Below are 22,831 nucleotides of genomic sequence, written 5' to 3'. Positions count from 1 at the left end.
GAGGTGATTATACATAAGCCAGCTAGCATCGCACGGCATTGATTCCCGTCGTTTTGAAACGGGATTTTGGTAATCGATTTTTTGGTAAACATTCTCAGGCGGGATAGATACGACAGGTGTATGACACATAATAAAGCAGCGATATTACCCGCGATTCATCGCTCGGTAATGGGGAGAAAAAATCGCTTAGCTACTGAATTTCAGGCATAAAAAAAGCCACCCTAAGGTGACTTGATTTTCATACTGTTGGTGCCGAAGGCCGGACTCGAACCGGCACACCTTGCGGCGGTTGATTTTGAATCAACTGCGTCTACCGATTTCGCCACTTCGGCACAGAAGTAGTATGCGGAAAACGGGTGCATTATACCGTTTGACGGCCCACGCGCAACGTTAATCCACTCCGCATTCGGTTAAGTGCTGAAAAAATCATCTTTAGCAACATGTTATGACTTTTTTACCTTCACGATTATGTGGCAGTGGGCGTTGCCGATGGCAATTTGTCACGCACAATAAAAAACGCCGAGGGGGAAATCCACTCGGCGCTTTCTCTGGTTTAACTGGCGCTATCGGCGTTTCAGCAGCAGCGCCACGCTGATGAACAGAAACACCGAGCTCGGCAAGATAGCGCCCAGAATCGGCGGAATGCCATAGACCAGGCTGAGCGGGCGGAAAATCTCATTCAGCAGGTAGAAGAGGAAGCCGAAGCTGATACCGATCACGATGCGTGACCCCGCCGAGACGCTGCGCAGCGGGCCAAAGATGAAAGAAACCGCCATGAGCATCATTACCGCGACTGAGACCGGTGCAAAGATTTTGCTCCACATGTTCAGTTGGTAACGGCTCGACTCTTGCCCGCTTTGCTTCAGGTATTTGGCGTAATTGTGTAGCCCACGGATCGACAGCGCATCCGGCTCCAGCGCCACCACGCCGAGCTTATCTGGCGTCAGGTTGGTTTTCCATTCGCCGCTGAACGTCTGGCTGCCGCCAATCTGTTTGCCGTCGCTCAAATCAGATTCATCAACCTGCGAGAGCTTCCAGACATTCCTGTCATCTTCAAACTCGGCGGAGGCCGCATAGCGCACAGATAGCAGTTTGTTCTTATCGTCGAAGTGGTAGATGTTGACGCCAGACAGCTCTTTATCGCCCGTCACTCGTTCGATATAGATAAAGTCATTGCCGTCTTTTGCCCACAGTCCGCCCTGCGTAGAGATCATCGACCCACCAGAGATCATCTGAGAACGGTAGTTGCGTGCCATCTGTTCTCCTTGCGGAGACACCCATTCGCCAATCGCCATCGTCAGCAGCACCAGCGGAATCGCAGTTTTCATTACTGCCGTCGCAATCTGCAAGCGGGTAAAGCCGGAAGCCTGCATCACCACCAGTTCGCTGCGGGTCGCAAGCTGGCCCAGCCCGAGCAACGCACCGAGCAGCGCCGCCATCGGGAAGAAGATCTCAATATCTTTGGGTACGCTGAGTAGCGTGTACAGCCCAGCGCCCAGCGCCGAATACTCGCCCTGCCCGACTTTACGCAGTTGGTCGACAAACTTGATGATGCCGGAGAGCGACACCAGCATGAACAGCGTCGTCATGATGGTGGTAAAAATCGTTTTGCCGATATAGCGGTCTAATACACCAAACATCAGGCCGCTCCTTGTGTTCTAAGAGTACGAGGCTTAAAGCGGGCGCGCACTTTGCGCATCGGCACGGTATCCCAGAGGTTAAGCATCACTGCGATACCGAAATACACCAGGTTGGTCAGCCAGACCCATACCATCGGATCGATTTTTCCTTTACTGGCGTTAGAACGCAGCGAGCTTTGTAGCAGGAAGAAAATCAGGTACAGCAGCATCGCAGGCAGCATACTCAGTACCCTGCCCTGACGTGGGTTCACCACACTCAGCGGCACCACCATCAGCGCCATGAGCAGCACCGAAAGAATCAGCGTCAGGCGCCAGTGGAACTCTGCGCGCGCATCGTGTGCGTCCGAATGCCACAGGGTTTGCATATCCATTTGCTGCACGTCGCTATTATTTAGCGTCACGCTCTGGTGGCCAATCACGGCCTGATAGTTGGTGAAATCTGTGATACGAAAATCACGCAGCAGCGCCGTGCCTTCGTAACGCGAACCGTTATCCAGCGTCACGACCTGCGCACCGTCTTCGTTTTGTTTGATATGACCGCGATCGGCGACGACGACAGAAGGCCGCGCGTTACCGCTGGGGCGCAGTTGTGCCAGAAAGACGTGCTCAAACTCAGAGCCTTTCACATTGCCAACAAACAGCACCGCGTTACCGCCCTGCGCAGACTGGAACTGCCCTTCGACCAGCGTCGCCATGCCGGGGTTCGCCTTCGCTTCCGCCAGCACTTCTTCCTGATGCCGAGACGACCACGGGCTGAGCCACATGACGTTAATGGTGGCGATGATGGCGGTGAATACCGCCAGGGCCAGCGCGGCTTTCAGCAACACGCGCTTGCCCAGCCCACAGGCGTGCATAACGGTGATCTCGCTTTCCGCATAGAGGCGGCCAAACGTCATCAATACGCCAAGAAACAGGCTCAATGGCAGGATGAGCTGCACCATCTCTGGCACGCCCAATCCCAACAGGGAGATAACCAAATTTGTCGGGATTTCACCATCAACCGCGGCGCCCAGTATCCGCACTAATTTCTGACAAAAGAAAATCAGTAACAGAATGAAAAGGATGGCCAGTTGGCTCTTAAAGGTTTCCCGTACCAGATATCGAATGATGATCACGCTTAATTACGCCTGTGAAAACTTGTCTTTTTGCAGGAAAATCGATAGTTTCTTCGCTAACGCGCCATTTATACTCATTTTTGGCAGCCCTCTTAGCTAAAACAGTATTACAACACATTGCGTTTGAGCAGTTGTATCAGAACCTGCTTATTAGTCACTAAAACAGGTTCGCTACGTCGTTAAGATTAACACAGGTTATGTTAACGCAACGGCGGGAAAGTATTACGGAGTGTCACATTCTAGCCGTTGCCCCCGCCTTTGTCTTTAAGATTCAGGAGAGTACATGGAGTTCAGCGTAAAAAGCGGTAGCCCGGAAAAACAACGCAGTGCCTGCATTGTCGTCGGCGTGTTTGAACCGCGTCGTCTGTCCCCTATTGCCGAACAACTCGATAAAATCAGCGACGGCTATATCAGCGCGTTGCTTCGCCGTGGTGAATTAGAAGGCAAAGTGGGGCAATCACTGCTCTTGCACCATGTACCTAACATTCTTTCCGAACGCATCCTGCTGATTGGTTGCGGAAAAGAGCGTGAGCTTGATGAGCGCCAGTACAAGCAGGTGATTCAGAAAACGATCAACGCCCTGAACGAAACCGGTTCGATGGAAGCGGTCTGCTTCCTGACCGAACTGCACGTGAAAGGCCGTAACACCTACTGGAAAGTGCGTCAGGCGGTCGAAACCGCCAAAGAAACGCTGTATACCTTCGATCAGCTTAAGAGCAACAAGGTCGAGCTGCGCCGTCCGCTGCGCAAAATGGTCTTCAACGTGCCAACGCGCCGTGAACTGACCAGCGGCGAGCGCGCCATTCAGCACGGGCTGGCGATTGCTGCGGGCATCAAAGCCGCGAAAGATCTCGGCAACATGCCGCCAAATATCTGTAATGCCGCCTATCTGGCTTCGCAGGCTCGTCAGTTGGCCGATACCTACAGCCAGAACATCATCACACGCGTGATTGGCGAACAGCAGATGAAAGAGCTGGGTATGAATGCCTATCTGGCCGTGGGTCAGGGATCGCAGAATGAATCGCTGATGTCCGTGATCGAATATAAAGGCGATCCAAACCCGGAAACCCGCCCGATTGTGCTGGTAGGTAAAGGACTGACGTTCGATTCCGGCGGCATCTCCATCAAGCCTGCCGACAGCATGGACGAAATGAAATACGACATGTGCGGCGCGGCCACGGTCTACGGCGTGATGCGCATGGCGGCCGAACTGGCGCTGCCGTTGAACATCATCGGCGTGCTGGCAGGTTGTGAAAACATGGTCGATGGTCGCGCCTACCGTCCAGGTGATGTGCTGACCACGATGTCCGGTCAAACGGTAGAAGTGCTGAACACCGACGCAGAAGGGCGTCTGGTCCTGTGTGATACCCTGACCTACGTTGAGCGCTATGAGCCGGATGTCGTCATTGACGTCGCGACGCTGACCGGTGCGTGCGTGATTGCGCTGGGACACCACATCACCGGGCTGATGGCGAACCACAATCCGCTGGCGCATGAGCTGTTGAGCGCGTCCGAACAGTCTGGCGACCGCGCGTGGCGTCTGCCGCTGACCGACGAATTCCAGGAACAGTTGGAATCCAATTTTGCCGATATGGCGAATATTGGCGGTCGTCCGGGCGGTGCGATTACCGCAGGCTGCTTCTTGTCGCGCTTTACGCGTAAGTACAGCTGGGCGCATCTGGATATCGCGGGCACCGCCTGGCGTTCCGGCAAAGCCAAAGGGGCTACGGGTCGCCCGGTCGCGCTGTTATCACAGTTCCTGCTTAACCGCGCCGGACAGAACGACGTAGAATAAGGCTTTCGCGTCAACGGCGATGACCAACGCCAGCGATTGTCTTATCCTTATCAAGTCATTGCCTTATGGGCCGGACATTCCGGCCCTTCTCAATAGTGTAAACAATGAAAAACGCAACGTTCTATCTTCTCGAACACGACAGCAAAAGCGGTGAGCTCAGCGCCCATGAGGCACTGGCATGCGATCTGGCGGCAGAACGTTGGCGAGCAGGAAAGCGCGTGCTGATTGCCTGTGAGGATGAGCAACAGGCCATCAGGCTCGATGAGGCGCTGTGGCAGCGCGATCCTAATGCGTTCGTGCCGCATAATCTCGCAGGCGAAGGGCCGCGTCACGGTGCGCCGGTCGAACTGGCCTGGCCGCAGCGGCGTGGCAATGCGCCACGGGATCTGCTGATCAGCCTATTGCCGCAGTTCGCAGATTTTGCCACCGCTTTCCATGAAGTGATAGACTTTGTCCCTTACGAAGAATCCTTGAAACAGTTGGCGCGCGACCGCTATAAAACCTATCGCAGCGTCGGCTTCCAATTGACCACGGCTACGCCGCCAACTCACTGAATTTTGAGCATAATGGAAACGAAATATAACCCGCAAGATATCGAGCAGCCGCTCTACGAACACTGGGAAAAACAAGGCTACTTCAAGCCGCACGGCGACACGAGTAAAGAAAGCTTCAGCATCATGATCCCGCCGCCCAACGTCACCGGCAGCTTGCATATGGGTCACGCTTTCCAGCAAACCATTATGGATACGTTGATTCGCTATCAGCGTATGCAGGGTAAAAATACCCTGTGGCAGGCAGGTACCGACCACGCCGGTATCGCCACGCAGATGGTCGTTGAGCGCAAAATCGCCGCAGAAGAAGGCAAGACTCGCCACGATTACGGCCGTGAAGCATTCATCGACAAAATCTGGCAGTGGAAAGGCGAATCCGGCGGCAACATTACCCGCCAAATGCGCCGTCTGGGCAATTCCGTTGACTGGGAGCGCGAGCGCTTCACCATGGATGAAGGCCTGTCCAACGCGGTGAAAGAAGTGTTCGTCCGTCTGTATAAAGAAGACCTGATTTACCGTGGCAAGCGTCTGGTGAACTGGGATCCAAAACTGCGCACTGCGATTTCCGATCTGGAAGTAGAAAACCGCGAAGTGAAAGGGTCGATGTGGCACCTGCGCTATCCGCTGGCCGATGGCGTGAAAACCGCCGAAGGGAAAGACTATCTGGTTGTCGCGACCACCCGCCCGGAAACCATGTTAGGTGATACAGGTATCGCCGTTAACCCAGAAGATCCGCGCTATAAAGATCTGATCGGCAAAGAAGTGATCCTGCCGCTGATTGGCCGTCGTATTCCGATTGTTGGCGACGAACATGCCGATATGGAAAAAGGCACTGGCTGCGTGAAGATCACACCAGCACACGACTTCAACGACTACGAAGTCGGTAAACGTCATCAGTTGCCGATGGTAAATATCCTGACGTTCGACGGTGATATCCGTCAGAACGCTGAAGTGTTTGATACCAATGGCGAAGCCAGCACCGTTTACAGCAGCGACATTCCAGAAGCCTTCCAGGGTCTGGAACGTTTTGCCGCACGTAAAGCACTCGTCGCCGCATTCGATGAACTCGGCCTGCTGGAAGAGATCAAGGCGCACGATCTGACCGTGCCTTACGGCGACCGTGGCGGCGTGGTGATTGAACCGATGCTGACCGACCAGTGGTACGTACGCGCTGCCGTACTGGCTAAACCCGCGGTAGAAGCGGTGGAAGATGGCCGCATTCAGTTCGTACCAAAACAGTACGAAAACATGTACTTCAGTTGGATGCGCGACATTCAGGACTGGTGTATTTCCCGTCAGCTGTGGTGGGGTCACCGCATCCCAGCCTGGTACGATGCTAACGGCAACGTTTATGTCGGTCGTACCGAAGCGGAAGTTCGCAGTGAAAACAACCTCGCTGATGATGTCGTTCTGAATCAGGACGAAGACGTACTGGATACCTGGTTCTCATCCGGTCTGTGGACGTTCTCTACGCTCGGTTGGCCAGAGCAAACGCCGGATCTGAAAGCGTTCCACCCAAGCAGCGTGATGGTGAGCGGCTTCGACATCATCTTCTTCTGGATTGCCCGCATGATCATGCTGACCATGCACTTCATCAAAGACGAAGACGGCAAACCGCAGGTGCCATTCCACACCGTCTACATGACCGGCCTGATCCGTGATGAGGAAGGCCAGAAAATGTCCAAATCCAAAGGGAACGTCATCGACCCGCTGGATATGGTGGACGGTATTTCACTGGAAGCGCTGCTGGAAAAACGTACCGGCAACATGATGCAGCCGCAGCTGGCGGAAAAAATCCGCAAACGTACCGAGAAGCAGTTCCCGAACGGCATCGAGCCTCACGGTACAGACGCCCTGCGCTTTACGCTGGCGGCGCTGGCCTCTACTGGCCGCGACATCAACTGGGATATGAAGCGTCTGGAAGGTTACCGCAACTTCTGTAACAAGCTGTGGAACGCCAGCCGTTTTGTGCTGATGAACACCGAAGATCAGGACTGTGGTTTTGGCGCAGGCGAGAAAGTGCTGTCGCTGGCTGACCGCTGGATTCTGGCAGAATTCAACCGTACGGTGAAAGCCTATCGCGAAGCGCTGGACGGCTATCGCTTTGATATTGCGGCCGGTATTCTGTACGAATTCACCTGGAACCAGTTCTGCGACTGGTATCTGGAGCTGACGAAGCCTGTGATGAATGGCGGCTCAGAAGCGGAACTGCGCGGTACGCGCCATACGCTGGTTACCGTACTGGAAGCGTTGCTGCGTCTGGCGCATCCGATTATTCCGTTCATTACCGAAACCATCTGGCTACGCGTTAAAGCGCTGAAAGGCATTAGCGCCGACACAATCATGTTACAGCCGTTCCCTGAGTTCGACGCTGCGCAGGAAGATACGCTGGCACTGAACGATCTGGAGTGGATTAAGCAGGCGATTATCGCCGTGCGTAACATTCGTGCGGAAATGAACATCGCGCCGGGCAAACCGCTGGAAGTGTTACTGCGTGACGCCACGGCTGAAGCACAGCGTCGCGTGGAAGAGAACCGCAGCTTCATCCAAACGCTGGCGCGTCTGGAAAGCATTACGCTGCTGCCTGCGGGCGATAAAGGTCCGGTTTCCGTCACTAAACTCATTGATGGCGCCGAGCTGTTAATCCCGATGGCGGGTCTGATCGACAAAGCGGCAGAGCTGGATCGTCTGGCGAAAGAAGTGGCGAAAATCGAAGCCGAGATTGGCCGCATCGAAAGCAAGCTGTCCAACGAAGGCTTTGTGGCGCGCGCACCGGAAGCAGTTGTCGCCAAAGAGCGTGAAAAACTGGACGGCTACGCCGTAGCAAAAGCCAAATTGCTGGAACAGCAAGCGGTCATCGCTGCGCTGTAAGCGCTAACCGATTTCCAGCGGTCGGTAGTCGGGTAAGTACAAAGGCCTCGTTGCAAAACGGGGCTTTTTCATTAATGGCATGTTCCAACACGTATTCTGTTACGCATCACTCGGTTTATACGCAACACCATCTAGCATGCACAGACAACGCTCATTGACGAAGTCAGTAAATACTGTCGTTCTGGCTGGAAATTTCTGTTCGGTAAAATACTCGCGAAATATGTCTCTTGCTTTACTAAAGTCGGCGCGATGCCTTAGGTAAAGATTGAGTTGAACGAGATCCGCCAAATCTGTATTAACGGACTGTAGCGTTTTGCGTAATGCATTCAGAGAAGCCCTGACCTGAAACTCGACGTCATCTTTTTCATGTCCTCCTGAGTGGTGAGCAAGAAAGATAAAACCGCCCGCCACGACACAGGATGGGCACGTGTCGTCTTTACATTGTGTTTTTATTCGAGTAATCACAGCACCATCTCCACTTTTTTTGTGTGGATTAAATGTACTGGTTGTTTATACAGATGTAAATGGCAAAAATGAGTACATCGATGTGATGTACTCATGATTGTTTATCGTCAGGAAAAACAGACGCTATAGGTATTTAATGATTAGCGGGCATCGGCCAGAGCAATGTTCTGACGCAAGCTGGGCAGCACGTTATCCATACCCATGTTTTCTCTTGCGATCTGGAAACGGGAAACGGACTGTTGCAGGTTAACAACCTGCTCCTGAAGCGCATTCGCCGAGGTTGCCACTTCTGATACCAACGATGCGTTCTGCTGAGTCACACCATCCATCTGATTGATGGCGATATTGATCTGCGAAATGCCGCGGCTCTGCTCGCTGGAAGCCAGCGTGATCTCATCCATGATATCGACCACTTTTTTCACATCCATCAGCACTTCGTCCATGGTGTTGCCGGCAACTTCAACCAGACCCGCACCCTTTTCAATACGGCTGAGAGAATCATCGATCATGGTGCCGATCTCTTTCGCTGCCGTCGCACTACGTGCCGCCAGCATCCGCACTTCAGACGCAACCACCGCAAAGCCTTTACCGTATTGACCCGCACGCGCCGATTCCACTGCGGCGTTCAGAGCCAGCAGGTTAGTCTGGAAGGCGATGCCGTCGATCACACCAACAATGTCGGAGATCTTGGCAGAGCTCTGCTTGATGGAACGCATGGTATCCACCACTTCGGAAACGACATTACCGCCGCGAGACGCAGAATTAGAGGCTTTCAGCGCCAGATCGTTGGCTTTACGCGTATTGTCTTCGTTGTTTTTCACCGTCGACATGATCTGCTCCATACTTGAAGCCGTTTCATCCAACGAGGCCGCCTGCTGCTCGGTACGGCTGGAGAGATCGATGTTGCCGGAGGCAATTTCCTCAACCCCTACACTGATCGCATCGGTTCCGTTACGCACCACACGTACCATGTTTTCCAGCCCATCACGCATGCGTTGAACCGCAGCAAACAGGTGTGCAATTTCATTTTTTCCGCTGCTATCAATCTGTGCACGCAGGTCACCTTCAGCAATGCGGTCAAAGACGGAAATAGCCTGATTCAGCGGCTTCACGATCATATTGGTCATGACAGACCAGGCCAGCACCGCCAGCAGCAATGCACACGCGATCGCCGCATACAGGATGCCTTCCATCAGATTCACACGCCCATTTGAATCCGCATAGGCTTCATCAATACTCTTTAGCTTAAAGGCCACCAGCGCTTTAGAAGATTTATCAAACGCGGCATACAGCACTGTCGATTTCCCAGCACGCTGACGATATTCATCCAGATTTCCTGCATTAAGCGCTGCAAATGCCGGATCGATAAAATCCTGCATCAGCGTATTGCGCTTCTCGGCCATATCCGCAGAAATCACTTTTTCTTCTTCGGACTGAGGGTATTTCAGATATTCCTGCCATTTTTCGCTGGCGCCATCGACTTTGGTTCTGGCGCGTCCCAGCGCAACTTTAGCCGCCTCGACATCCCCTTTCCCCATTAATGATTCGTACAGACGCAAATCCAACCGACCACGCAACAGCAGTTCAGAGCTGTCATTCAGCGCGACCAGCCCTGGCAGCACTTCCATATCGACACGGGCAAATGATTTGTTTCCTGACTGAACCGCAACCAACCCTAGAATGCCGACAAAAAGCAGTAACGCCGCTAACGAAAACACCATCATGCTGAGTGCAGTACGGATCTTTATCTTACGAAACATAAATTGTCCCTGTGGTCTGAAATAAGAGAGGGTGAGCGCCAGCTCTACAGCGGAGCCGTTCAGTTATTTACGTAATGGTCGTTATTTTTCCAGGCGTGTTAAATCCACGAACCGAAATAAATTCGTTATAAAACCGTAATAAAATAAAGAAACGTATAAATAAACAGATAAAGAAAACGATGACCGAAAGAAAATAGACTTTCTGTCGGTCATTAAGATTTATTTTTTATTATTTTTCTGAGACGGATTTTTTTCTAAGAAACGTTGCAGCTCATCTTTATAAAACTTCGCCGACATCATTGTGCCATGCCCGCTGGTTTCTTTGCTGGCAGGAATAAGGAACAGCGTCGCATGCTTAATTTTCTTAAGCTCATTCTCCAGGATGCCTGTTTCAACAGGATTACGCTCATCATCCGCAGAGTTAATCACCAGAACTGGTGCCTTAATCTTATTCAGTTCCGGTGCCGCGTTATAATTTGCGGACGAACCCCAGATATAAATAAAGTCATTCGCATCGCTGTTCGAAGGGGCCGCAAGGCGATCTTCGACCAGTTTGTCCGCCTGTGCACGCGTTGGCGCTTTGCTCTGGTATGCCAGCGTGCCGCCAGTAGTGGCGATACTGAACATAATGCTGGCCGTTTTCAGCGTTGGCGGTTGCTGCGTGTACTCACCATTATTCCAGGTTGGATCGTTCTTGATGGATTCAATCAGGATGCGACGCATCATCCAGTTACGGCCAGACAGTTCATTTGGCAGCGACGCCATTGGCACCAGTGCATCCATCATGTCCGGGTATTTTTCACCCCAGAGCCAGGTTTGCATGCCGCCCATGGAATATCCCATCACCAGCCGCAGGTGGTTAACACCCAGGCCTTCTTTTACTAAGCGATATTGTGCCTGCACCATATCGTTATAGTCGTACTGCGGGAATTTCATCCGCAGGCCGTCTGACGGTTTGGAAGATTTTCCAGAACCAATGCTCTCCGGCATGATAATAAAGTATTTGCTGCTATCCAGCGCCTGACCCGGCCCGAACAGTTCTCCGCCAAAGCCATTTGCAAGCAGCGCTTTAATCGGCTGGTTCGTTCCATGTAGCAATAAGACGGCAGGCTTGGTTTTATCACCGATCGTGTAATAGTGAATACGCAGATCTTTTAATTTTTCGCCACTGTTGAAGGTAAATTCCGGCGCAATCCAGTCGCCTTCTTTGGGCTCTGGGAAATTGGCCTGTGCATGCGTTAATGGTGACAGCATTAACAGAAATGCGCCCACCACCCCTGATAGTATTCGATTAACCATAAATAACTCTTCGGTAATCATGAAGTCGTGAAGCCGCGATTCTAATGTCTATTAGGAAAAATCCCAATAAACATAAGCGGACTAATAATAAAAAGAGATTATTCTCTGAATTTTTTATTTATTACGAAAGATTCTACATGAAGTTTTTAATAGGATGATATTTAACGCATTCCTGCCTAAGCGCTTTACCACGTTTTCCATACCTTCAACCTGAAAAAAATGCGCATAAAAATAGCGTATCGCGTATTTTTCGCTCGAATTTCTAGCAAGGAAAGAATCGTGCGCGGTGACACCGCACACGATCAACATAAGACAGGGGTTAAATCGGGGTTGATAATCGGAAACAGAGAATTAGTGCTTATTCATCTCTCTTTCAATCGCTTTCAGCCGCTCATCCATATCTGGGTGCGTGCTCAGCCAGTCAGGCAAATCCAGAGATTCCACTTCATCATGGCTGCGGTCGTTAGTGACCAGAGCCTGATACATCGCCTGCATCGACTGTAGCGAACGTCCCTGCTGCTGCATTTCTGCTATTGCCCATGCATCAGCTTCTCGTTCCATATCGCGGGAGAACTGCATCTCGTTGATGAAAGCAGCAGACTGCAACAAGGTATCCCCTATGCCACTAACATCTCCCGTCATCCACATGAACGTCAGCGATACCAGCGATGATCGCACGACCATACGCATTGGGTGGCGGTAAGCGTGATGCCCCATTTCATGCAGCATCACCGCGGCCAGCTCGTTGTCATTTTTCGCCAGCGTCACCAGATCGTCGCTGATAATCAGCGTACCATCCGCCAGCATAAAGGCATTCGGCCCGATAGGCGCAGACATGATCTCCAGGCGCAGCGGCGTTTTATCTTCCCGCATATCAGGCGGCATAACCTGCTGAAACAGCGTTTGCATCGCCTGCTGGCGCTCAACAGGCAGTTTGGAGGGCTTAAAATCACTGTGCCGCAACAGCATCAGCGTATTTTGTCCCAGTTGCTGTTCGATAGCGGTAGGCATGCGTAGCGCCAGCGCGGAGCTCGCCCAAGGTAGCACCACGTAAACGTAGTTTATGACGAGCAAGATCGTGGCGAACAGCGTGAGAATAACACCGCGCTTATGGCGTTCCAGACGATGGACAAGCCCCGGACGGCGGCGTGCGGAATACCACGCACGAAAGGTGGGATCGTCGGCAGGCACAAAGCGACCACCGTCGGGAAACGTGAGTGTCAGAGGGATGGAACCCAGCGCATCGGAAACCGTAACCTGCTCCAGCGCAAATGTCGTGTTCGATGACCCGGTGTTCAGCACCATCATCGAACCGTTGTCCATTAAATGAAGAGAAGCGGCCACGCGGGCCGCCAATCCGGGGTATTGATAATGCCCCTCAATATTCATATTCCTGCCTTATAGCTTACAGGCCAACACCCAAATCAAGCGCCTGCACAGCTTCTTCGGCCAGTGCGCTGTTTGCTGTGTCCTGATGTGCCTGAACGTGCAGCAGTGCCAGATCGCCTTCAACCGCTGTCGCATTTGCGATATAGCGTGCATGACGAATTTCTGCCACTGGAGCTGCCCAACCAAAAGAGAAAATAGTGATCAGGCTATTGGTTATCAGCAGCCCCATGTAAGACAGCGTTTGCATGGAAGAGTGCAATTTCACACCGCCATTCAGCGACGTCTGGTTAAACAGATAGTTACGCTGTGCGACCACCAGATAGCTGCTGGAAACCAGCACACCCAGCAACGCCACAACGAACATCATGATCATATTGAAGACGTTGCTCAGCAGCATCATCAGTACGAGATCTTCATTTCCGCCGCCCATCATAATCGTTTGGAACAGCGTGAAAAAGAATGAGCTCATGAATGACAGCGATGCGATTAGGAAAGGAACAAAAATCAGCAGGCTAATCAGGGCGAACTTAATAAACGCCGCTTTTGCCAATTCCGCTTTAAATGCGGTTTTGCCGAAGAACAGGTTATTAACATAGAAATCGAGCTGCATCATTTTCATGATGCCATTCACCGCAGCAAATCCCGGAATAGCGACTGCCAGCACAATGAATCCGATCAGAATCGGGCTATCGCTCTGTGAGCCAATCAACAGTGCTACAGCCAACACGGCATAAAAAGCCAGCAGCAGTAGAATAGGACAAAGCAGCAACACCCAATACGCGCGGCCAGTCTGGCAGTGATAGTTAAAACGGACGCCACGGTAGCTGGACATAATGGCGTTATAACGCCAGTTGCGGATGACAATAATTGGAATTAGTGCCGCAAATGCCAGTGCGATAATAGTCCCCAGAACGGGTGACATCCCCATTATGATATAAAACAGAATGATCCCAGCGATAACCAGCAAACGCCCTTTGAGAATCTGAATGGGTTGCGCATGGTAATCAAAACGGTCACCGTTAATTTCCGTGTTACCGTAAAAATAACGACGGCGGCGTACGGTAGCCCAGGCAGAATAAATACCCAGAGTGATGGCCGTTAATAACGCATTAACCAACCAAATTGCAAAATATTCCCCAGCCTTACCATGAAATTTCACGCGATGCTGCGTGTTATTTTCTGAAGTATTGATAGTCATAGACCTTTCATCCTAAAAGAAATAAGCCTAATAAAGCGCTTAAAAGCGTTACTGGCATACAAAAAGCGGCTTATTTAAGCACGTCTTGTTAACGACAACAATAAAAGTTAACAGTAATTAAACAACCGAGTAGTCTTATAAATCGTAAGGAATAGCGCGGCTAAATATTTATATCCTGAGATATTGCAGGAAATTTTACTTATATCTTAGATAATTCGAGCTTCAGGGTGTCATGTTATGGCGTTAACAGTAGAAAATGCTGGCGCGTTCGTGTGGATATGGAATAAAAACCATCACAGAGACTATTCGAAGCATTGCAGGAAGAACGGGGATAGGCGTTGCATCGATGTGGCCTGAAATGGTATTACAATCGACGAGAATCATTCCCCTCGTAAACCGTAAGAGCAAGAGTACGTATTATGACAACCGCGACCTCCGCCAATCTTCAGGTACGCCCAATCACCGCGCGAGACGATGCCGCTATCGCTCAGGTCATTCGTCAGGTTTCCGCCGAATTTGGTTTGACGGCCGATAAAGGCTACACCGTTTCCGATCCTAATCTGGACGCGCTGTTTGCCCTTTATAGCCAGCCGCAAAGCGCCTACTGGGTGATTGAATACGAAGGCCACGTGGTTGGCGGCGGCGGCATTGCGCCACTGGTCGCAGGTGAGGAAGATGTGTGTGAATTGCAGAAAATGTATTTTCTGCCCGTCGCGCGCGGCAAAGGACTGGCGCGTCAGTTAGCGATACAGGCGCTTGATTTTGCACGTCAGCACGGCTTTCGCCGCTGCTATCTGGAAACAACCGGCCACCTGACCAGTGCAATCCGACTGTATGAATCGCTGGGCTTCGAGCTGATTCCGCACTCAATGGGCAACACGGGCCACACCGATTGTGAAGTGACGATGCTGAAAGTGCTGTAATAGGCTGAAAATACGGTAATAAGGCGTTGTCATGCCGAATAAAAAAACGCCGCAGGATGTTCCTGCGGCATTCAGTGAGGCGTGTTCTTCGAGATAAATGACTTAATGGCGTTTACCGTCATCGTCTTCGTCATAAAAATCTTCATCATCCCCATCTTCTTCGCCTTCACCATCTGGATCTTCGAAGTAGGTGCCCCAACCGTCGTAATTCACACCGTGGCGTTCTGCCAGCGCCAGCAGCTGTTCTACCTGTGCGTCGATCAGTTCCGCATTGAGCGCAACTTCACTGATGGCATCACAGCACATCAACAACACGCCATCTTCCACTTCCAGCTCTTCCGCATCCGTCACTTCATAGCCCAGCTTGAAGGCTTCTACAGCGACTTTTTCCAACACTTCAAACTTCTCAGCAGAGAAATGGTGTTCAATGGTATAGAGCGCGTCAGGATCGCTGCCGTCATCCAGCAGTTCTTCAATGATCAGGCGTGTCTCTTCCCGTTGCTCTTCCAGTAATTCGCGGTTTGCCATGCCTCAGTCCTCATTAATCGACGTAATATTGCTTATTGTCCCACAGCCCTGCGGCTTGCTCCACCACAAAGTTTTATATCACCACTTGAATTTGAATAATTACACATATAAAGTGAATTTTAATTCAACCGATGATGTTGAGCCACATGGAGATGTACATCATGCAACCGTTCTACAAGCGTCATTTTTTAAGGTTAATGGATTTTACACCCGCAGAAATTGCCAATCTTTTAGCCCTGTCAACGAAACTGAAAGCCGATAAAAAAAACGGGACAGAAGCCCGCCGCCTGCAAGGTAAAAACATCGCACTCATCTTCGAAAAAGATTCGACTCGTACTCGCTGCTCTTTCGAAGTTGCTGCATACGATCAGGGCGCGCAAGTGACCTATCTCGGCCCAAGCGGCAGCCAAATCGGCCATAAAGAATCCATCAAGGATACGGCACGCGTACTGGGAAGAATGTACGACGGCATTCAATATCGCGGCTACGGCCAGCACATTGTCGAAACGCTGGCGCAATACGCGGGCGTTCCGGTTTGGAACGGACTGACGAACGAATTCCACCCCACGCAGTTGCTGGCGGATCTGCTGACGATGCAGGAGCATTTGCCGGGTAAACCGCTGTCAGACATGACGCTCGTTTACGTGGGCGATGCCCGCAACAACATGGGCAACACCATGTTGGAAGCGGCGGCGCTGACCGGGCTGGACTTACGCCTTGTCGCGCCAAAAGCCTGCTGGCCGGATGCCGGTCTGGTAGCGGAATGTCAGGCGGCCGCGGCACAAACCGGCGGTAACATCACGCTGACGGAAGATATCGCCGCTGGCGTTGCGGGCGCAGATTTCATTTATACCGACGTCTGGGTTTCCATGGGTGAACCGAAAGAAACCTGGCAGGAGCGTATCGCGCTGCTGAAACCGTATCAGGTAAACATGGCGATGATCGCCGCGACGGGTAATCCGCAGGTGAAATTCCTGCACTGCCTGCCCGCTTTCCACGACGATCAGACGACGATGGGCCAGCAAATGGCGGAACAGTATGGTCTGCACGGTGGAATGGAAGTCACGGATGAGGTCTTTGAATCCGCGCACAGCATCGTGTTCGATCAGGCGGAAAACCGCATGCACACCATCAAAGCGGTGATGGTCGCCACGCTGGTGCAGGATTAACGCGCACGACCAATCCTTCGGGTCTTTACTCAACTCCTCGGAGCCTGTCCGGGGAGTTCTCTTTCCTTCCCCTGGTGTCGATCGCTCCTGGTATGTTCATCCCCCGGTGGTTAGCGTACTGCTCATTCGCTCTCTAAACGCTTTTCGCCAGCGCGTCGGCGTCGTGTTAAGCCGTTGCCGAAAATGATGTCGCAGCGTTTCAGGCGAGCCGAAACCGGCTTGTTCTGCCACACGATCGATGCTCAGTCTTTCGTTTTCCAGCAGCGCACAGGCCTTTTCCAGCCGCACACTCAGCATCCATTCGCCCGGCGTTGTGCCCGTAGCGTCGTGAAAACGGCGCAAGAACGTGCGGCGACTCATACCGACCTGCGCAGCAAGTTGATCAATCACCAATGGCATTTTCAGATGACTGCGCAAATCGTCGAGCAGCGGAGCGAGCGTTTTCGCCTGACGTAGCGGCACAGGCTGTTGGAGAAGCTGCGCCTGATTGCCTTCGCGCAGTGGCGGTGTAACCATTCGGCGAGCAGTACGATTGGCGACATCGATTCCGTAATCACGCCGGATCAGATGCAGACACAAATCCACACCCGCAGCGCCCCCCGCAGACGTAATCACGCTACCTTCATCGACATAAATCATGCCGTGCTCGACCTGCACGTTAGGAAACCTCTGCGCCAGAATGTCGGTGCTGTTCCAATGCGCGGTAGCGCGTTTACCATCCAATAAACCCGCTGCGCCGAGAACAAAGCTTCCTGCGCAAATTGACACAATCCTCGAGCCGTCGCGGTGCGCTTTTTGCAGCGCGGTAATGAGCCGTTCTGATGCCGTATCGTGAACGCTACGCCAGCCAGGAATGACGATAGTCCCCGCGCCTTCGAGCAATTCCAGTCCGCCATCAACCACGATCCGCACACCGCCTTGCGCACCAAAAGGGCCGTCTTCCACTGAAGCAACAGACAGGTCATACAGCGGTTCACCCAGTACCTCATCGGTACGTCCGAATGCTTCGACCGCAGTTCCAAATTCAAATGTACACAGACATTCATACGCCAACAGCACCAATCGCCGGTTTATCGGAGCAGGAGGACGGTCAGGAGGCAAACATTGGGGGGTTATGTTCATAACAGAATTACCGCTGATTTTGGCACGATCTTGACGATACATGGCATCAGCGTGGATTTCCACCACGACCTCAATCTTCCATGCTAGCCACCTCTTAACGTTTTGCAGGAATTGAGTATGAAGAACATGTTGGCACTGATGGCGGTCTGTCTGGCTGCACTCATGTCAGGGCTGGAGATTTCCAGCGTGCCAGTCATTTTACCCGTGCTGGAAAAAGAGATGCAGGCCAGTTTCAGGGAATTGCAGTGGATTATGAATGCCTATACGTTGGCCTGCACGACGGTACTGATGGCGACCGGCACGCTGGCGGATCGCTACGGTCGTAAACGTGTCTTTATCATCAGCATCATCGCGTTCGGGCTAACCTCGGTCATGTGTGGGCTAGCGGAAAGCCCGCAGTGGCTGATCGTCGGACGTTTCCTACAGGGATTGAGCGGTGGGGCAATGCTGACCTGCCTGATTGCCATTCTCTCGTTCCAGTTTCCACACGGGGCACCACGCAGTCGTGCTTTTGCGGCCTGGGGTATTACGTTTGGATTTGGGCTGGGGTTCGGGCCGATGATCGGCGGTGTATTGGTTGCCTGGCTAAGCTGGCAGTGGGTGTTTCTGGTACACGGCTTTATCGCCTTGCTGACGCTGATTCTGACGTTGAAAAATGTGGTGGAATCCCGTGATAGTGCAGTTAAAAAACTCGACCTCAGCGGCATAGTTACACTGTCGAGCATGGTAATGGGCGCAACCTACCTCATTACCCAAGGTAGCAGTCTGGGGTGGGACAGCCTGGCCGCACGTTTTATCCTGCTGTTCACAATACTGAGCGCAGCGTTATTTATCTGGGTGGAGAAACGCCATCCGTATCCCATGTTTGATTTTTCTGTATTTCGCATTCGTCCCTTTTCCGGCGCGCTCATGGGCTCGATGGGTATGAATTTCAGCTTCTGGCCGTTGATGATTTACCTCCCCGTCTATTATCAGAGCGGGCTAGGATACAGCAGCCTCGCTACCGGGCTAGCGTTGCTGGCTTATACCTTACCGACCCTGCTAATGCCGCCTCTCGGCGAAAAACTGGTGGTGCGCTTTGGTGCTGCGCGCGTCATTCCGATAGGGCTATTCACCATTGGCGCGGGTTTTATGCTGATGCAATTCGCCGCCGCACATCATCTGAGCCTACTTCCAGGCGCGCTGTTGGCGGGAGCCGCCCTTGGGCTAATCAATACGCCGGTGACCAACACGACGACGGGCTCCGTCTCGGGCGATCGGGCAGGAATGGCTTCTGGCATTGATATCAGCGCACGATTGATTACGCTTTCGATAAACATCGCATTGATGGGTAATTTACTGGTCGCAGGAGTAGCCGAGGGTTTGAAGGGTGTCGTGTCGGAGGGTATCGATGCACTCGCAGAACGCATTGCCGGAGGTGGAGAGGTATCGACGCTGACCACAGAGGTGACGTCGAGAGCGTTGACAGAAGGATTCGGCAGTATTCTGTTATACGGAGCGGGAGGCGTTTGGGTACTGGCGCTCATGAGCCACTTATTGTTCAATTTCAAATTCACCGTCAGAGTTAAGCGCGAAGAATAATGTGGCAACGTTAGCCACCGTCACATCCCGTCTGGCACAATAACTCCTTGTAAATATACAATAAAAACTGCGCCCTGATGAATCAAAAGGCGCAGTTTTTAAAGGCACATACCACAACGATAAACCATCCGTTGCCATGCAATCAGATCAGTTCTGCCAACCTGACCTTCTTCCCGCCGGTTTTACCCCACCAGCGACGCGTCGATTTTCACCACGGCTTTGCGCACGTGCGCGGGTTCACCAACGGCACACAGCGGTTTATGCACTTCCCCTGGGAAGAAGACGACAAAATCCCCTTCCTGCATTACAAACTGTTTTTCCTGCTCGCCCGCAGGCAGGAAGGCAATGTCTTTGTCCGCCAGCCAATCGGTATCCGGCTTGCCCGCAGGCAGATTACTGAACGTCATCCCTTCCACACCAGACAGCACAATCTGAATGTCCAGATATTTGGCGTGATACTCGGCGCGGCGTTTTTCCAGCAGATCGGTGCTGTCGTTGGAGATCAGCACAAACACGCTGTTGCCCTCGATATCATGCTTGCCCAGCGGCGTGTCCGCCGTAATATTTTGCTTCACGTATTCAATCGCTTCACGCAGTTTGGCAGGCAGATAAGGAACCAGCTCAAGGTGGTGGACATTGCCAGTAATCATAAAAACCTCGCTAATAGAAAAAATGAAACTCTGTTTTATAATCCTTATACTCTCCAAATGTGACGCCCGCCAGCGCGTTAATACGAAAAAGTGAACTGTCCATCACTCTTCCCCATCGACCGTCTTCCACCTGCAAGCGTTATGCATACCACACCCTATCCGCAACCGATTGCGATGCGCAAAAAACCACGTTTTCTGCTTGAAATAGCCTAGTCGGCGCGTATAATTCCCGACAGTTTGCCGGGAGGGGTCATGCACTGTTACACCAAAAAATCCGCTGCTTATGTTGGTTCTCAACCACAACTGCCATCCGGCAGCCAGCCAGCGTTTTCCTTTCCGTTGCTCAATCATTCCATTAAGAAAGCCCCTCAATGAGGGGCTTTTTTTTGTGCCCTATCGTCCACGACGGCGCCCTTTCAGGGCATCGTTTTGTGGCATCAAAAAGCGTTCAGGCATTTTTTTGCCGACAGCTCGGGCAGCCAGATACGACATTTCCTGTTTACTCGTGAGGAGAAAGACACCATGGTCAATCCGCTCTATCAAAAACATATTATTTCGATTAACGACCTCAGTCGGGAAGATTTGGAACTGACGCTGCGTGTCGCCGCCAGCCTGAAAGCCAAGCCTCAGCCTGAGCTGTTAAAACATAAAGTGATTGCCAGCTGCTTCTTCGAAGCCTCCACCCGGACGCGTTTGTCTTTTGAAACCGCGATGCATCGTCTCGGCGCCTCCGTCGTCGGCTTCGCCGACAGCAACAACACCTCGCTGGGGAAAAAGGGCGAAACGCTGGCCGACACCATCTCCGTTATCAGCCAATATGTTGATGCCATCGTGATGCGTCATCCGCAGGAAGGCGCGTCCCGCCTTGCGACCGAGTTTTCCGGTGGCATTCCGGTACTGAACGCCGGCGACGGCGCGAACCAGCACCCCACGCAGACGCTGCTCGATTTGTTCACCATTCAGGAAACGCAGGGGCGACTGAACAACATCAATATCGCGATGGTCGGTGATTTGAAATATGGCCGCACCGTGCATTCACTCACGCAGGCGCTGGCGAAGTTTGAAGGCAACCGCTTCTACTTCATCGCCCCGGACGCACTGGCGATGCCGGACTACATTCTGAGTATGCTGAAAGAGAAAAATATTGCTTACAGCCTGCACAACAGCATTGAAGAAGTCGTCGGTGAGCTGGATATCCTGTACATGACGCGCGTGCAGAAAGAGCGTCTGGATCCGTCCGAGTACATCAACATCAAATCCCAGTTTGTCCTGCGCGCGGCGGACCTGCACAGCGCCCGCCCGAATTTGAAAGTGCTGCACCCGCTGCCGCGCGTCGATGAGATCACCATTGATGTGGATGCCACGCCCTACGCCTATTATTTCCAGCAGGCAGGCAACGGTATTTACGCCCGTCAGGCGCTGCTGGCGCTGGTCCTGAATCGCGAATTGGTTCTGTAAGAGGAAGAAACCATCATGACACACGATAATAAATTACAGGTTGAAGCGATCAAACGTGGCACGGTGATCGACCACATTCCCGCGCAGGTGGGTTTTAAACTGCTGACGCTGTTTAAACTGACCGCGACAGACCAGCGCATCACCATCGGCCTGAACTTGCCGTCCAACCACCTTGGGCGCAAAGATCTGATCAAGATCGAGAACATATTCCTGACCGAACAGCAGGCGAATCAGCTGGCAATCTATGCGCCGCAGGCGACCGTCAATCAGATTGATGACTATGACGTCGTGCGCAAACTGGTGCCGACACTGCCAGACCACATTACTGGCGTGCTCACCTGTCCGAACAGCAACTGCATCAGCCGCAGTGAACCGGTGTCGTCGTCGTTCAGCGTTAAACAGCGCGACGGCGACGTTCACCTGAAGTGTAAGTACTGCGAGAAAGAGTTTGAGCGTCAGGCCGTGCTGCAAGATCGTTAGTTTTCTGCTTTGCCCCGCGATGGACATTGCCTGCGGCGGGGCTTTTTTGAATAATGGCTGCGTCCGCGTAATGCCGATCGTTTAAGGATCGAGATACCGGGGCGACCACGGCGTGAGGCATCCCTGCGGGAACCTCATCACCGCGTTTCCCCTAAATCCATGCTTGAGTGGCTGGCATTCTACGTCCGCGTTCCTTTTACGCCCCCATCAAGGAGATACCATGTCACGCACTATCAGCACTGAGCACGCCCCTGCCGCCATCGGCCCCTATGTTCAGGGCGTCGACCTCGGCAGCATGATCATCACGTCCGGCCAGATTCCGGTGAACCCGAAAAGCGGCCTGGTGGCAGATAACATCACCGCGCAGACCCGTCAGTCACTGGAAAACGTACAGGCGATTGTGGAAGCCGCTGGTCTGAAAGTTTCCGATATCGTGAAAACGACCGTATTCGTGAAAGACCTTCACGACTTCACCCTGGTGAATACCGCGTACGAAGCCTTCTTCAACGAGCACGACGCCCCGTTCCCGGCTCGCTCTTGCGTTGAAGTTGCCCGCCTGCCAAAAGACGTGAAGATCGAAATCGAAGCGATCGCCGTTCGTCGCTAATTATCGGCATGACTCTCCCCCAAAAGCGCACGACAACCCGTGCGCTTTTTTCTGTTCTTTCTTTCACCACCACAACATTGTTGCTATTCCCAACCCCTTTTCAGGTCAAAAAAAAGGCAAAAATCTGCCAGCCCGCATGTAGCAAGCCTTCCCGCTCCCACTGCCTTTTTTGACTATTTTTTGCACAGGCTCAAATTCCCTCCGACATGAAGATTTCTTTGCTCTATATC

At 52.4% G+C, this 22,831-nt stretch carries 19 protein-coding genes and 1 tRNA gene; 9 read left to right on the top strand and 11 right to left on the bottom strand.

Going from position 1 to position 22,831, the window contains the following annotated elements; genetic code table 11:
* Positions 1-247 precede the first annotated feature (247 nt).
* The 3 genes from R9X49_RS12810 to lptF form a co-directional block, all read right to left on the bottom strand.
* A tRNA-Leu gene (locus R9X49_RS12810) sits at positions 248-332 on the bottom strand.
* Positions 333-563: 231 nt separating this feature from the next.
* Positions 564-1,640, bottom strand: coding sequence for an LPS export ABC transporter permease LptG (gene lptG, locus R9X49_RS12805; protein ID WP_119880592.1), 1,077 nt, complete (start codon positions 1,638-1,640; stop codon positions 564-566).
* Positions 1,640-2,755, bottom strand: a complete 1,116-nt coding sequence (gene lptF / locus R9X49_RS12800) for an LPS export ABC transporter permease LptF (RefSeq protein ID WP_319848771.1) — start codon at positions 2,753-2,755, stop codon at positions 1,640-1,642. The genes lptG and lptF overlap by 1 nt, the downstream gene beginning before the upstream one ends.
* A gap of 283 nt (positions 2,756-3,038) precedes the next feature.
* On the opposite strand from lptF, the gene pepA reads away from it, so the two are divergent.
* From pepA to R9X49_RS12785, 3 genes are all read left to right on the top strand, one after another.
* A complete protein-coding gene (pepA, locus tag R9X49_RS12795; protein ID WP_010284628.1) occupies positions 3,039-4,550 on the top strand; it encodes a leucyl aminopeptidase in 1,512 nt (503 codons plus the stop codon).
* Positions 4,551-4,654: 104 nt separating this feature from the next.
* Positions 4,655-5,104, top strand: a complete 450-nt coding sequence (locus R9X49_RS12790) for a DNA polymerase III subunit chi (protein WP_005973664.1) — start codon at positions 4,655-4,657, stop codon at positions 5,102-5,104.
* A 12-nt stretch (positions 5,105-5,116) separates the two neighbouring features.
* Positions 5,117-7,972, top strand: a complete 2,856-nt coding sequence (locus R9X49_RS12785) for a valine--tRNA ligase (RefSeq protein ID WP_319848770.1) — start codon at positions 5,117-5,119, stop codon at positions 7,970-7,972.
* Between the two features lie 99 nt (positions 7,973-8,071).
* Here the strand turns inward: R9X49_RS12785 and R9X49_RS12780 are convergent, their stop codons facing one another.
* The 5 genes from R9X49_RS12780 to R9X49_RS12760 form a co-directional block, all read right to left on the bottom strand.
* A complete protein-coding gene (locus R9X49_RS12780; RefSeq protein WP_319849101.1) occupies positions 8,072-8,383 on the bottom strand; it encodes a RidA family protein in 312 nt (103 codons plus the stop codon).
* 194 nt (positions 8,384-8,577) lie between these two features.
* The gene (locus R9X49_RS12775; RefSeq protein WP_319848769.1) at positions 8,578-10,197 is read right to left on the bottom strand and encodes a methyl-accepting chemotaxis protein; all 1,620 of its coding nucleotides are present in this window, start codon (positions 10,195-10,197) and stop codon (positions 8,578-8,580) included.
* 219 nt (positions 10,198-10,416) lie between these two features.
* On the bottom strand, positions 10,417-11,496 hold the full coding sequence (locus R9X49_RS12770) for an alpha/beta fold hydrolase (RefSeq protein WP_319848768.1): 1,080 nt from the start codon (positions 11,494-11,496) through the stop codon (positions 10,417-10,419).
* 351 nt (positions 11,497-11,847) lie between these two features.
* Positions 11,848-12,885, bottom strand: coding sequence for a M48 family metallopeptidase (locus tag R9X49_RS12765; protein ID WP_319848767.1), 1,038 nt, complete (start codon positions 12,883-12,885; stop codon positions 11,848-11,850).
* A 16-nt stretch (positions 12,886-12,901) separates the two neighbouring features.
* Positions 12,902-14,083 (bottom strand): YjgN family protein, encoded by a 1,182-nt coding sequence (locus R9X49_RS12760; protein WP_319848766.1) that lies wholly within the window; start codon positions 14,081-14,083, stop codon positions 12,902-12,904.
* Positions 14,084-14,502: 419 nt separating this feature from the next.
* Here R9X49_RS12760 and R9X49_RS12755 point away from each other — a divergent pair, with 419 nt between their 5' ends.
* On the top strand, positions 14,503-15,006 hold the full coding sequence (locus R9X49_RS12755) for a GNAT family N-acetyltransferase (protein WP_319848765.1): 504 nt from the start codon (positions 14,503-14,505) through the stop codon (positions 15,004-15,006).
* Positions 15,007-15,108: 102 nt separating this feature from the next.
* On the opposite strand, the gene rraB is transcribed toward R9X49_RS12755, so the two are convergent.
* Positions 15,109-15,534, bottom strand: a complete 426-nt coding sequence (gene rraB / locus R9X49_RS12750; RefSeq protein WP_012773090.1) for a ribonuclease E inhibitor RraB — start codon at positions 15,532-15,534, stop codon at positions 15,109-15,111.
* 161 nt (positions 15,535-15,695) lie between these two features.
* On the opposite strand from rraB, the gene argF reads away from it, so the two are divergent.
* Positions 15,696-16,703 (top strand): ornithine carbamoyltransferase, encoded by a 1,008-nt coding sequence (gene argF / locus R9X49_RS12745; RefSeq protein WP_319848764.1) that lies wholly within the window; start codon positions 15,696-15,698, stop codon positions 16,701-16,703.
* A gap of 96 nt (positions 16,704-16,799) precedes the next feature.
* On the opposite strand, the gene R9X49_RS12740 is transcribed toward argF, so the two are convergent.
* Positions 16,800-17,825, bottom strand: coding sequence for a helix-turn-helix domain-containing protein (locus R9X49_RS12740; protein ID WP_319848763.1), 1,026 nt, complete (start codon positions 17,823-17,825; stop codon positions 16,800-16,802).
* A 117-nt stretch (positions 17,826-17,942) separates the two neighbouring features.
* On the opposite strand from R9X49_RS12740, the gene R9X49_RS12735 reads away from it, so the two are divergent.
* Positions 17,943-19,406 (top strand): MFS transporter, encoded by a 1,464-nt coding sequence (locus tag R9X49_RS12735; protein ID WP_319848762.1) that lies wholly within the window; start codon positions 17,943-17,945, stop codon positions 19,404-19,406.
* 182 nt (positions 19,407-19,588) lie between these two features.
* On the opposite strand, the gene R9X49_RS12730 is transcribed toward R9X49_RS12735, so the two are convergent.
* On the bottom strand, positions 19,589-20,056 hold the full coding sequence (locus tag R9X49_RS12730) for a YhcH/YjgK/YiaL family protein (RefSeq protein ID WP_319848761.1): 468 nt from the start codon (positions 20,054-20,056) through the stop codon (positions 19,589-19,591).
* Positions 20,057-20,578: 522 nt separating this feature from the next.
* Here R9X49_RS12730 and pyrB point away from each other — a divergent pair.
* The 3 genes from pyrB (at position 20,579) to ridA (ending at position 22,601) form a co-directional block, all read left to right on the top strand.
* Positions 20,579-21,514: an aspartate carbamoyltransferase gene (gene pyrB / locus R9X49_RS12725; protein WP_319849100.1), complete on the top strand. Its 936-nt coding sequence runs from the start codon at positions 20,579-20,581 to the stop codon at positions 21,512-21,514.
* A 15-nt stretch (positions 21,515-21,529) separates the two neighbouring features.
* Positions 21,530-21,994 carry an aspartate carbamoyltransferase regulatory subunit gene (pyrI, locus tag R9X49_RS12720; RefSeq protein WP_039482089.1) on the top strand — a complete coding sequence of 155 codons (465 nt, stop codon included), beginning with the start codon at positions 21,530-21,532 and terminating at the stop codon, positions 21,992-21,994.
* A gap of 220 nt (positions 21,995-22,214) precedes the next feature.
* Positions 22,215-22,601, top strand: coding sequence for a 2-iminobutanoate/2-iminopropanoate deaminase (ridA, locus tag R9X49_RS12715; RefSeq protein ID WP_012773081.1), 387 nt, complete (start codon positions 22,215-22,217; stop codon positions 22,599-22,601).
* Positions 22,602-22,831 lie beyond the last annotated feature (230 nt).

The sequence above is a fragment of the Pectobacterium carotovorum genome (genome assembly GCF_033898505.1).
GTDB classification, from domain to species: domain Bacteria; phylum Pseudomonadota; class Gammaproteobacteria; order Enterobacterales; family Enterobacteriaceae; genus Pectobacterium; species Pectobacterium carotovorum_J.
This window is presented reverse-complemented; position numbering and strand designations above follow the sequence as displayed.

What these genes read in the sequence shown, in the direction of transcription:
- lptG (WP_119880592.1), bottom strand. Translation starts at nt 1,640, where the DNA reads ATGTTTGGTGTATTAGACCGCTATATCGGCAAAACGATTTTTACCACC.
- pepA (WP_010284628.1), top strand. Translation starts at nt 3,039, where the DNA reads ATGGAGTTCAGCGTAAAAAGCGGTAGCCCGGAAAAACAACGCAGTGCC.
- R9X49_RS12790 (WP_005973664.1), top strand. Translation starts at nt 4,655, where the DNA reads ATGAAAAACGCAACGTTCTATCTTCTCGAACACGACAGCAAAAGCGGT.
- R9X49_RS12785 (WP_319848770.1), top strand. Translation starts at nt 5,117, where the DNA reads ATGGAAACGAAATATAACCCGCAAGATATCGAGCAGCCGCTCTACGAA.
- R9X49_RS12775 (WP_319848769.1), bottom strand. Translation starts at nt 10,197, where the DNA reads ATGTTTCGTAAGATAAAGATCCGTACTGCACTCAGCATGATGGTGTTT.
- R9X49_RS12770 (WP_319848768.1), bottom strand. Translation starts at nt 11,496, where the DNA reads ATGGTTAATCGAATACTATCAGGGGTGGTGGGCGCATTTCTGTTAATG.
- R9X49_RS12765 (WP_319848767.1), bottom strand. Translation starts at nt 12,885, where the DNA reads ATGAATATTGAGGGGCATTATCAATACCCCGGATTGGCGGCCCGCGTG.
- R9X49_RS12760 (WP_319848766.1), bottom strand. Translation starts at nt 14,083, where the DNA reads ATGACTATCAATACTTCAGAAAATAACACGCAGCATCGCGTGAAATTT.
- R9X49_RS12755 (WP_319848765.1), top strand. Translation starts at nt 14,503, where the DNA reads ATGACAACCGCGACCTCCGCCAATCTTCAGGTACGCCCAATCACCGCG.
- rraB (WP_012773090.1), bottom strand. Translation starts at nt 15,534, where the DNA reads ATGGCAAACCGCGAATTACTGGAAGAGCAACGGGAAGAGACACGCCTG.
- argF (WP_319848764.1), top strand. Translation starts at nt 15,696, where the DNA reads ATGCAACCGTTCTACAAGCGTCATTTTTTAAGGTTAATGGATTTTACA.
- R9X49_RS12740 (WP_319848763.1), bottom strand. Translation starts at nt 17,825, where the DNA reads ATGAACATAACCCCCCAATGTTTGCCTCCTGACCGTCCTCCTGCTCCG.
- R9X49_RS12735 (WP_319848762.1), top strand. Translation starts at nt 17,943, where the DNA reads ATGAAGAACATGTTGGCACTGATGGCGGTCTGTCTGGCTGCACTCATG.
- R9X49_RS12730 (WP_319848761.1), bottom strand. Translation starts at nt 20,056, where the DNA reads ATGATTACTGGCAATGTCCACCACCTTGAGCTGGTTCCTTATCTGCCT.
- pyrB (WP_319849100.1), top strand. Translation starts at nt 20,579, where the DNA reads ATGGTCAATCCGCTCTATCAAAAACATATTATTTCGATTAACGACCTC.
- pyrI (WP_039482089.1), top strand. Translation starts at nt 21,530, where the DNA reads ATGACACACGATAATAAATTACAGGTTGAAGCGATCAAACGTGGCACG.
- ridA (WP_012773081.1), top strand. Translation starts at nt 22,215, where the DNA reads ATGTCACGCACTATCAGCACTGAGCACGCCCCTGCCGCCATCGGCCCC.